Below are 8,012 nucleotides of genomic sequence, written 5' to 3'. Positions count from 1 at the left end.
TCTTGGATGGGCAAGCTAAAGGGCGTCATCATCTTTTTCGAGGTTGTGCTGATCGGGCTGGTACTCCTGTATATCGGGTATGGCAGGAAAGGTAAGAAGGGGCGGAAAAAAAAGGGCTCCTCTCCCGATATTGCAAACGATTACCGGGAGTCCGGTCCCGATAAAGGGAGTGAACACCCCGGATGACACCGGCTGGGGTAACGGCCGCCGCGACACCTCACGGGCAAAGCATCCTCTTTCCCCTTTGAACTTCACGGTTTATTTTTATATGATTGAGTCATCACGACGCAGCTGTCTGCAGGGAAAGATGACCGCCAAAAGACAGAGGACAAAATTATTCGCCATCATGACCATGCTGGCAGCGATCCTTTTCTGCACGATTATGCTTGCGCCGGCAAACGCTCCTGCAAAAGAAGAAAAGGCGGCCCAAACGCACAGGGAAAGAACGCAGTATCACCTCATAAAAGTGGTGCAACGAAAACTCATCGAGCTGGGGTACGACCCGGGTCCCGTAAACGGCATCAACGGGCCACAAACGAAGAAGGCAATCATGGAGTTTCAACGTGACCGGGGAATTGCAGTCGATGGAATTCCCGGTCCCCAGACGTTAAAAAGCCTGGGGCTTTAGCAAAAGGGTTCACTTTCCCGACAAATCCTCCCCGGCCGGAGCACAGTGCCCCATCAAACAGTCTTCTGTTGTACCACGAAGAGGCCAATTACCGAAGGCGGGCTCGATTGTTTTCCATCATCCTATTAATGGTCTTAATGGTCGGCGCAGTTGCCATGCTGATAATCGGCTCCCTGGAGAAGATCCGCTCGATGAAGCTTGCCCCCCACCTGTTTCCCGAGCTTGGCGGCGATGACTTTCGTGAACTGAAGAGGCTTCTCTCCCATTTCGGGAATAGAATGTGCGTAGCTGCGATCTTCCTTGCTTTCATCCCCATCACGCGGGACAGAACCATCGTTGCCATGCTTGCGGCTGGCTGTTGTGGGCTGCTGGTAACCGCTGTCATCTCGCAGGGAAGGGCAAACAAGATCTTGAAGGCGCATCGCATGAGCTATAAGACGATGGTGAAGAGGCTGCAAAAGAAGAAAAGGTAAACGCACCAGGACCCATCGTTATGGAAACCGGCGTCTCCCGGACCATCCCCCTAAATTCGATAGCACCCGAAGTGAAGTCTCCCCCCGGGTCCCGATGCGGTCCCCTCGCCCCTCCCGCATCGTCCCTTATAGAGCGGATTGCATACCCACGGAAGGCCGCGGGGTGCATGACCGGGGGAACGAGGCGACCGGCTCCCCCCGGCAATATTTTGAAAAATCTTTCCCCGAAAAGAGGCATCTAATGGTTGATTTCAAACATGGCTACCCGCTGTGCAGACCATGCCGGAGAGAAAGGAGGAAGAATATGGGAAACCTCATTGCAGAAAAGACTCACTTTGCCGAGCTCGACGAAGAGGCCCTGATGCTGATCAAAACCTGCGATCCCTGCGGCAAAGTTCTGTCCATCAGCCTGGATCACGTGGTGGTATACGGGTCTATAAAGTGCGGCGGATGCGGCAAGATCAACTCGTTTGAGCCTCGCCATATCGATCGGGCGAAGGAAATCATTTCCCGATACGAGTGAAAAAATCAGGATCAAGGGAGCATTTTACCATGATGAAAAAAAAGGGTAGGCCAATAGCCGTTACCTGTCCGGACTGCTCCAGAAAGTACATACGGAACTCAAGGGATTTCATGCACGGAAAAGAGGTGTGCTGCCCCTACTGCGGTATCTGCTTCAAAACGGGGGGCAATCTGGCCGAAGAGGTAGAGAAGAGCATGGAAAGCTTCCGGTACCACTATTGATGGGTGGCGCTATCCCATTTTCTCTACTTCAGTGCGCGCAGAGAATCCATGGATAAACGGTAATCGTGCCCTGCAGGGCCTTGATTGGGAGAAAATCCTTTCGGGGAAAAACCTTCGGGCGTCAGGGTATCCAGACAGGGCACACCGTTCCCTGCAACTTCGCATAGAAGGTGCCCGGGGGGATGGAGAACCACGGCTGTCCCGGGCTTGAGACGCTGCTCATGAGGCCACCCATCGAGTCAAAATCGACAATAGCCTCGCTGGTGAGCTTATCCCTGAAACAGTCTATCTTTATCCAGGTAACGGAAAAACCGTAGTCCTTCAGGAGGTTTCTGTATGGGGTCCTGTATTTTATCCACACACGCACGACATCGAAGGCCGGGGATTCCACGCTTCCCGGATCATAGTACACGGGGTTTCCACTCCCGTCCTCGGTGAAGTATTGCCACTGGACGCCCCGCGACTCGGAAGCGATAGCGGTGAGACAGATCAAGAGTCCCGTCAAGATGACCAAAAACCGCTTTCGCATATTTTTCCTTTTGTAAAACATGGGTTATCTCATTATCGAATACTTATTCTCAATTACATTATCGGTTTTTTTCAGCCCTTACTTTAACGGGTACCACCGAAACATCAGGCGTTTGGGGGGGCAGGAAAAATAGGCGCCATCGGTAGTGCGCAACTCCCGGCCCCGGGCGGCTGGCGTATAAGGGAGGGGGTGGCCCCATATCGGATTCGGTGCCCGGTCTTCCTGCAGGAAAGTCACGCTATGGGGCCACCGGAGGGGACGGGGAGGATGATCTTGCCGCATCTATTTTTTCATCTGGCCGCGCACCGTGTATCCCTCGCTGCCGGCCATGTTTACCGCATGTTTACGTTTTCTCAGCCGGGGCTCAAATGACGCCATCTATCGTGCCGTTCTTCCAAAGCAACCGTTGCGGCGCCGCTCCGGTTATCATTTTTCCGACCGAAGCGGGTAGCCACCCGGACAGACACGTTCGTACAACCGCCCGTACAGGGAGTCGAGAAAAATGGGGTACCAGGGGTCTCCCGGACTTGCGACGCTGCTCATGAGTGAGCCCTCCAGGTCGAAATCCTCGATCCGCACGCTCGTTACCTTTTTATCGCCGCAATCAATTTTCAGCCACGACACCGAATAGGAGTAGTTTTTCACGCTGTAGCGGTAGACATTTCTGTACCTGACCTTCACATTCACCAGGTCGATCCCTTGACGCTCGACGCTCCCCCGGTCGTACAATACCGATCCACCCATCCCGTCGCGGACCAGATCCCTCCAGTCGGCACCGGGGGAAATTTTAGCCGCGGCGGCCAGAAAAAAGATCAACACCCCGCAGGAGAAAATCCGTGAAAGGCCTTTCATACCCCTATCCTTTTTTGGGCCGGCAGCCCACCGATCAGCCTCTTTGCACGTATCCGAGTATGGCCTCGGCTACCTCCTCGGCCTCCTCGACGGTGAGCCTTCCGAGCTTTGCAAACCTTCCGCCCACCGTCCTTGAAATCTGAATCTTCTTTTGTCCACCCGCATACTGCATAACCGCCACGGTGACCCCTTCGTCGCCACCGTCGAGCAGGGTCTCGATCAGCCGGTCCTTATCCGGTTCGTACGCCATGTCACGTTTCCTCTTTTCCCTTTGTTTTTAACGCGAACTCCTCCTCGCCCACCCTTCTCATGAGGACGACCGGTTTGCCCTTCTTCGTTATGACCACCTCTTCCCCCGTTACCTCTATCTCCTGCACGATCCTGGTCGCCTTCAGCCGTAACTCTGTGACCGTTTTGAATCTCATCCATTTCCTTACTATTATTATTACCTTATTTATTTAGTATAATTTAGTTTATTTCATACTATAAATATAGTACTTTGTCAACCCATTTTCTCGGGAAATGAACAAAAAAACCGGATTTTTACCGCTCATGCCGATAGCATGTAACTTTCTCCCCACCCCCCTTTCCCGCCCCGAATCGTATGTACCCTTTTTCTCAAATTAGGCAATCTATTTGCCTTTTCCCTGGCTTGCGGCGTGTAAATGCCTGATTTTTAAAGGCCTCACCTCTGGTACAGATATTGCCTTTTGTTAATGGGAGAAGAGATTTCCCGTTCGAGGCACGATTCTTACGGAGAGAATCTGCCGGTAGCATGAAACTGCTTGAAATACAAAGGAAAAAAGAGCGGGGATGGCAAATATGGATGTGGACCCGAAAAAACTTGCGCTCAGCCTCCTGACCGGAGCCCTGCTGGGAACGGTTTTCCTCGTGTGCACCTTCACCGTCCAGGTCAAGCAGTTACGCGCCGGTATCGCAAGCGAAACGGGCCGGCAACACGCCGCATATCGCGATCCCGAAAATGTGGACCGGTATATCCAGAGCGTTCAGAAAATTTACGCGACCATCAGGGCCGTTTCCCCGTACCTGTCACATTCAAGGGCCAAAAAACTCGCTCCCCTGTTCAAACACATCTCTGATCAGAGCGGAATCCCGATCAGGACGTGCCTTCTCATCGCGAAGGTGGAAAGCGACTTCCGGCGCGTTCGCTCGGGAGAAGACTACGGGATGATGCAGATCAACCAGTTCTGGCTGGACCGGTACCGGGTAACCCCCGATCATGCCATGGAGGATTGGAACAACCTGAAGCTCTTTGCGAGAATCATGAAGGAGCTGGCCGATAAGCCGCTGAGCTATTACCACTCATGGACCCCGAGCGTCAGGGCACGGTATGAGAGGAGGCTGGAAAAATGGGCCTCCACTCTCTAGGGTGCCCGGCAGGCGTCAGGGGCCTTTGACCGAAGGATCCCGGCCGGGGGCTGACTTCCCGTATCTTTTCGGTACGCATCTTTTGTAGTGCCAGATCCCCACCCCCACGCCGACGACGAGCAGGGCCACATAGGAAGCCATAAACCAGAAGGTCACGGTCGCCTCCCTCCCTTCACCATCGAAGGGATCCGTTCTGTTTCGCCATGCCTGCTTCATGCGAACAATCGGCAGCGAAGCGTTGCGATTGTTCCCGGTTCCTTCCATGGTAATCGGAAATTTACAAAAAATATCAAGGGAAAGTTTTTCCCGCTCTTTCCCCCGAGCCGGATGCCAAAGGCATCGCAATTCCCCTCTCCCCGTCGGCCACTCCGGGAGAGGGAGGCCACGGCAGATCCCCTGGAAACGGGCCCGAAAAAAAGCGGTGGCCGGAAAAAAAAGGGAAACGTTGATATACATGAGCATTTCAACTATCATTGAGGGCAGCCGGGGAGGGGAACGGCTGCTGGCGCCCCATCCCTGCGGCCCTTTGCATCCGGCGCACCACAACCCTGACAGATCCGCATGAAACCGTCCGTATTCCGGGAGCAAGAGCGATGAAGGAAAAGGCGCTCATCATCATTCCCAGCTCTGAACGAAAACGTGGGGGGGAGGTTTCCGGCCTCAGCTGGGAACGGAAAACCTCGGCCGCGGGCGGGCTCTCTGCGAAAAGCGCCGAACGGCTCATGGAATCGCGCAGGGCCCTCCAGAAGCGCTTCCGGTTCCAGGAGGGGAAAGACCTGGGTGGCCGGCCAGGCAAACCGGTCCCCCTCATGCCATCCCGGTTGCGGTACGACGGGAACCTCTACCGGAAGATCGACGACGGCCTCTGGACCCGGATGGAAAAGAAAGACGGCATAGACCTGCTCATCGTCTCGTCACTGTACGGTCTCCTGACCCCCCGGGAGGCAGTCAGGGCATACGACATGCCGATGAACCGGGCGGTGAGGATGGGCGTTCCCCTCAAAAAATGGTGGGTTAACCGGGGCATTCTCTCTCTTATTGCGGAATTTATTAAAAAGAACGATTATTCTATTGTACACGACTTCCTCGGCGGCTCCTTCATACAGCTGGCCGACTTTCAGGCTTCCGAACCCCTTCTTGCCTTCGGCAAAAAGATCCGCCTCGTGCGGCACGCATACCCCGGGCTCGGGTCCGGTGCGGATCATCACCGGGGAAGGGATGTGAGGGAACTCCTTGAGAAATACCTTTCCTGAAATAAACAACTTAGAGTTCATAGTTCGTAGTTCATAGTTGATAACACTGGAAAAACAGAGGGCAAAGAGCAAAATCGGGAAATGGCAAACCCAGAGCTGGTTTCAGGCCGGCAATAACTCTTCCAGGGGACTCAGGAATTTATCGGGCGTAAGGGTCTCCTTGCACCTGTCCGATATGGGGCATTCCATCTTGAAGCACCCCGTGCACGGGTAATCGGCCTGGATAAATCTGTGCCGCGGCCCGACAGGTGCGGTTCGTGCGCCCCTTGGCGCCGTGTAATAGGATAGCGTCTTTCCTCCTGAAGCAGCCGCCAGGTGAATCGGACCGGTATCGGCACCAATAACCACATCCACGAGAGAATAGAACGCTGCTAATTCTTTGATCTCCATGAAGGGACACAAAACGAAAGAGTCAGGCCCGATGCCACTCGATACCAACCGGTCGATAATCTCTGCCGATTCTTCTCTTTCACCCTTGCTTCCCCAGGTGAAGAAGATTTTCAGCCCGTGTCCTCTATATTTTTCATCTATCGCCGTAATAATATCGACCCATTGTCCGGCACGGAGCTTTTTCGTTTCCCAGCTCGTTCCCCCGTGAATCGCCATGTTTATCTTGTCTCCCTGAAGGTACAGTTTTTCCCGCACCTTTTCCCTCAAAGCATCGGGAAAATAGATCATCGGCTGAACGTCGTCAAGGGAAACATTTTCTCCACAATAACCGCTTATGACTCTCAAAACCTTCTGGGATATATGGATATCTTCCGGACGAGAGTTCACCTTCCGGTTCGTAAAGAATATATTTGGAAACTCCCTTACCCCGATCTTATCAAAGCCGCACCTGAGCTTCGCCCCCGACAGGAACGAAACCAGCCCGCTTTTCGTGTTTCCCTGCACATCGAAACAGATATCAAAGCGATAGGTGCGGAGGGACCTGATTAGGCGGAACGCCTCTCCTATTACTCCGACCCTGAACTGCTTCTTCCACTGTCTTATAGGGAGAGAAAATATCCCGTCAAGATAGGGGTTCCCTTTCAGCAACTCTTCGAACTGCCTGTCCACTGCCCAGTAAATTTGGGCGCCCGGTTTAATTTTTTTCAAATAGGGCAGGATCGGAAGCGCATGGATAATATCTCCGAACGCGCTTATTTTCACTATCAGTATCCTCACCTCTGCCCGCCTCTTGGAAAAACGATGTGATTGCACTGTATTATAGTCTATAATTTATCGGGAAACCTTTTATGAATTTCACGAACCCCCATTCGATGAAAGTCAAGACAGTATTAGAATCTTTCCTGCTGAAACTCCTGTTCAGTCTGCTGGCACTAATTCCCTATCCCGTTTTATCGCCCCTTTTCAGGGGCCTGGCCAGACTGTCTTTCCTTCTCGGGATCCGCAGGCGGATCGTCATGACAAACCTCACCGCAGCCCTGGGAGAAGAGGTTCCGGAAAGCAGGCTGAGAAGCATCGCCCTTTCGAGCTACGTAGATTTCGGCCAGGCAATGGCAGAGATCGCAAAGCCGGGATACATGATCGGAAACCGGGAGAAGATATTCCGCGTGGAGGGCATAGAGCATCTGAACGGGGAGCTTGAAAAGGGGAAGGGGGTCGTTATCCTGACGGGCCACATAGGGAACTACCTCGTGGCGGGGTACCTGTTCAGGAATTTCGGTTACCGCGTCAACGTGGTGAGCAAGAACCTGAAGAGCGAAGCGGCGAATCGTGAGTTCGTCCGTTTCTTCGAGCGGTACGGGAGTGCGCTCATCAAGATCTCGGGTCACAAAGACGACCCCGTCGGCGGCCTGAGAATTCTCCGAGCATTGAAAAAGGGCGAGATCGTTGTCATAATGAACGATCAGGATGCCGGTCCCCGGGGGTACAAGAGCACTTTTTTCGGCCTTCCCACCTACATACCATCGGGGCCTGCACAGTTCATTTACAAATCGGAGGCAAGCGTCATAACCTTCTTCGCATACAGAAAGGAGGGGAAGATCGTACTGGCAATCCAGGGACCCATCGACTACTCGGAGGCGAAAAACGTGGACGAGGCGGAAAAGATAATATTTGACGAGTACTCGAAAAGGCTCGAAGAAAAAGTCAAAGAGTTTCCCGGGCAGTATTTCTGGCTCCACAAGAAATGGAAATCC

At 53.3% G+C, this 8,012-nt stretch carries 14 protein-coding genes; 8 read left to right on the top strand and 6 right to left on the bottom strand.

Annotation, left to right across the window (positions count from 1 at the left end; translation table 11 throughout):
* Positions 1 to 6: 6 nt before the first annotated feature.
* The 5 genes from GTN70_04270 to GTN70_04250 all read left to right on the top strand — a co-directional run bounded on the left by GTN70_04270 (position 7) and on the right by GTN70_04250 (position 1,845).
* A complete protein-coding gene (locus tag GTN70_04270) occupies positions 7 to 186 on the top strand; it encodes a hypothetical protein (GenBank protein ID NIO16204.1) in 180 nt (59 codons plus the stop codon).
* A 196-nt stretch (positions 187 to 382) separates the two neighbouring features.
* On the top strand, positions 383 to 628 hold the full coding sequence (locus GTN70_04265; GenBank protein NIO16203.1) for a hypothetical protein: 246 nt from the start codon (positions 383 to 385) through the stop codon (positions 626 to 628).
* A 107-nt stretch (positions 629 to 735) separates the two neighbouring features.
* Complete coding sequence (locus GTN70_04260) at positions 736 to 1,101, top strand: hypothetical protein (protein NIO16202.1); 366 nt, start codon at positions 736 to 738, stop codon at positions 1,099 to 1,101.
* 304 nt (positions 1,102 to 1,405) lie between these two features.
* The gene (locus GTN70_04255) at positions 1,406 to 1,624 is read left to right on the top strand and encodes a hypothetical protein (GenBank protein NIO16201.1); all 219 of its coding nucleotides are present in this window, start codon (positions 1,406 to 1,408) and stop codon (positions 1,622 to 1,624) included.
* 29 nt (positions 1,625 to 1,653) lie between these two features.
* The gene (locus tag GTN70_04250; protein NIO16200.1) at positions 1,654 to 1,845 is read left to right on the top strand and encodes a hypothetical protein; all 192 of its coding nucleotides are present in this window, start codon (positions 1,654 to 1,656) and stop codon (positions 1,843 to 1,845) included.
* A gap of 121 nt (positions 1,846 to 1,966) precedes the next feature.
* On the opposite strand, the gene GTN70_04245 is transcribed toward GTN70_04250, so the two are convergent.
* The 4 genes from GTN70_04245 to GTN70_04230 form a co-directional block, all read right to left on the bottom strand.
* Positions 1,967 to 2,395, bottom strand: a complete 429-nt coding sequence (locus tag GTN70_04245; protein ID NIO16199.1) for a hypothetical protein — start codon at positions 2,393 to 2,395, stop codon at positions 1,967 to 1,969.
* 405 nt (positions 2,396 to 2,800) lie between these two features.
* Positions 2,801 to 3,226, bottom strand: a complete 426-nt coding sequence (locus GTN70_04240; protein ID NIO16198.1) for a hypothetical protein — start codon at positions 3,224 to 3,226, stop codon at positions 2,801 to 2,803.
* A gap of 34 nt (positions 3,227 to 3,260) precedes the next feature.
* Entirely contained in the window at positions 3,261 to 3,476 is a 216-nt protein-coding gene (locus GTN70_04235) for a hypothetical protein (protein NIO16197.1), read from the bottom strand.
* A gap of 1 nt (position 3,477) precedes the next feature.
* Positions 3,478 to 3,651 (bottom strand): hypothetical protein, encoded by a 174-nt coding sequence (locus GTN70_04230; protein NIO16196.1) that lies wholly within the window; start codon positions 3,649 to 3,651, stop codon positions 3,478 to 3,480.
* A 397-nt stretch (positions 3,652 to 4,048) separates the two neighbouring features.
* Between GTN70_04230 and GTN70_04225 the strand changes: the two genes are divergently transcribed.
* Positions 4,049 to 4,615 carry a transglycosylase SLT domain-containing protein gene (locus GTN70_04225; GenBank protein NIO16195.1) on the top strand — a complete coding sequence of 189 codons (567 nt, stop codon included), beginning with the start codon at positions 4,049 to 4,051 and terminating at the stop codon, positions 4,613 to 4,615.
* 15 nt (positions 4,616 to 4,630) lie between these two features.
* Here GTN70_04225 and GTN70_04220 read toward each other — a convergent pair whose 3' ends face one another.
* Entirely contained in the window at positions 4,631 to 4,771 is a 141-nt protein-coding gene (locus tag GTN70_04220) for a hypothetical protein (protein ID NIO16194.1), read from the bottom strand.
* A gap of 437 nt (positions 4,772 to 5,208) precedes the next feature.
* Here GTN70_04220 and yaaA point away from each other — a divergent pair, with 437 nt between their 5' ends.
* Complete coding sequence (gene yaaA, locus GTN70_04215; GenBank protein ID NIO16193.1) at positions 5,209 to 5,868, top strand: peroxide stress protein YaaA; 660 nt, start codon at positions 5,209 to 5,211, stop codon at positions 5,866 to 5,868.
* 102 nt (positions 5,869 to 5,970) lie between these two features.
* Here the strand turns inward: yaaA and GTN70_04210 are convergent, their stop codons facing one another.
* Complete coding sequence (locus tag GTN70_04210) at positions 5,971 to 7,035, bottom strand: hypothetical protein (GenBank protein NIO16192.1); 1,065 nt, start codon at positions 7,033 to 7,035, stop codon at positions 5,971 to 5,973.
* 71 nt (positions 7,036 to 7,106) lie between these two features.
* Between GTN70_04210 and GTN70_04205 the strand changes: the two genes are divergently transcribed.
* On the top strand, positions 7,107 to 8,012 hold a 906-nt coding region (locus GTN70_04205), incomplete at its 3' end, for a hypothetical protein (GenBank protein NIO16191.1).

This window comes from Deltaproteobacteria bacterium (assembly GCA_011773515.1).
In the GTDB taxonomy this organism is placed as follows: domain Bacteria; phylum Desulfobacterota; class Deferrimicrobia; order J040; family J040; genus WVXK01.
Note: the sequence above shows the minus strand (reverse complement) of the source record. Positions and strands in the feature narration are given on the sequence as shown.

Coding starts and splice junctions, on each gene's coding strand:
- GTN70_04270 (NIO16204.1), top strand. CDS start 7: ATGGGCAAGCTAAAGGGCGTCATCATCTTTTTCGAGGTTGTGCTGATC.
- GTN70_04265 (NIO16203.1), top strand. CDS start 383: ATGCTTGCGCCGGCAAACGCTCCTGCAAAAGAAGAAAAGGCGGCCCAA.
- GTN70_04255 (NIO16201.1), top strand. CDS start 1,406: ATGGGAAACCTCATTGCAGAAAAGACTCACTTTGCCGAGCTCGACGAA.
- GTN70_04250 (NIO16200.1), top strand. CDS start 1,654: ATGATGAAAAAAAAGGGTAGGCCAATAGCCGTTACCTGTCCGGACTGC.
- GTN70_04245 (NIO16199.1), bottom strand. CDS start 2,395: ATGTTTTACAAAAGGAAAAATATGCGAAAGCGGTTTTTGGTCATCTTG.
- GTN70_04240 (NIO16198.1), bottom strand. CDS start 3,226: ATGAAAGGCCTTTCACGGATTTTCTCCTGCGGGGTGTTGATCTTTTTT.
- GTN70_04235 (NIO16197.1), bottom strand. CDS start 3,476: ATGGCGTACGAACCGGATAAGGACCGGCTGATCGAGACCCTGCTCGAC.
- GTN70_04230 (NIO16196.1), bottom strand. CDS start 3,651: ATGAGATTCAAAACGGTCACAGAGTTACGGCTGAAGGCGACCAGGATC.
- GTN70_04225 (NIO16195.1), top strand. CDS start 4,049: ATGGATGTGGACCCGAAAAAACTTGCGCTCAGCCTCCTGACCGGAGCC.
- yaaA (NIO16193.1), top strand. CDS start 5,209: ATGAAGGAAAAGGCGCTCATCATCATTCCCAGCTCTGAACGAAAACGT.